Here is a 919-nt window from a genome sequence, read left to right as displayed (position 1 = left end):
AATATCTTGTATTTCTTCTTTATAAGGGTAAGTATCACAAGCGTTTAACACTAAACAACATAATGCTACTATGAGTATTTTTTTCATTGTTTTATATTCCAATTAATCTTTTATATAGTGGTAAGAGAATAAGTAAGGAGTCAGCTCCTTATCTTGATTCTGTTTATCTTGCTTGCCATTGGGCCAGTAGTTGACCCTTATCGATACCTCATGGTGACCTTTTATTTGTCCTAATCGCCAGTTAATTAAAAATAAGCCAATTTGATCTTTATCCAGCTCTGTGGTGTTAGTAGTTTCTAATGAGGTACTATCATTTACCGAAGATTGACCTACAGTTATGCTCATCAGCTTAGTCCAGATATCTTTATCCTTATTCGTTTCATTTACACCTTTCTCATCCATATCATAAATTTCTTTTTTATTCTGTGCCTCCGTCTCAGATCTAGGCGTAAAAAACTCTGCTGTTGCCGAAGGCACAATAACTAAATGATCAGTGCCATCAGAGATAACTAATTCAACCGGAGCCTGAACTCCGGATTCTAATGATTTAATTGTAACCCACCCCTCAAATTCTGATTTTTTTCTCTTAAAATCGACACGGATTTGTCCCTATCAAAATCTGGTAAATTCAAGGTTAAATTAAGATCATAATTGGAACTAAATAAACTCGAATCCGACTCCAGCAGACAGCGTCCGCCGTTCACGGCTAAGTAGTAATCCTGATCTGAAAGTAGCATACAGGTTGGGGTCGGTAAGTAATAAGGTGGGTATTTTGTGGCGTGAAAATCAAACTTGCCTAACATACTGCGGTTTAGCCATTGGTTTAACTCATCCCAGCTTCCCCCATCATCGTAATAGCAGGTATTAATCAGCAGGAGTCCTATCCCAACAATAATAAACGCTATTTGTCCCCATAACG

The 919-nt window shown here is 37.3% G+C and carries 2 protein-coding genes; both read right to left on the bottom strand.

What is annotated here, in order from left to right; genetic code table 11:
- Window positions 1–102: 102 nt before the first annotated feature.
- Entirely contained in the window at window positions 103–477 is a 375-nt protein-coding gene (locus tag O970_RS09305) for a hypothetical protein (protein ID WP_133459428.1), read from the bottom strand.
- Window positions 478–539: 62 nt separating this feature from the next.
- A partial coding sequence (locus O970_RS10005) for a hypothetical protein (RefSeq protein ID WP_166667113.1) occupies window positions 540–919 on the bottom strand: 380 nt, incomplete at its 5' end.

This window comes from Candidatus Schmidhempelia bombi str. Bimp, assembly GCF_000471645.3.
GTDB classification, from domain to species: domain Bacteria; phylum Pseudomonadota; class Gammaproteobacteria; order Enterobacterales; family Orbaceae; genus Utexia; species Utexia bombi.
Note: the sequence above shows the minus strand (reverse complement) of the source record. Positions and strands in the feature narration are given on the sequence as shown.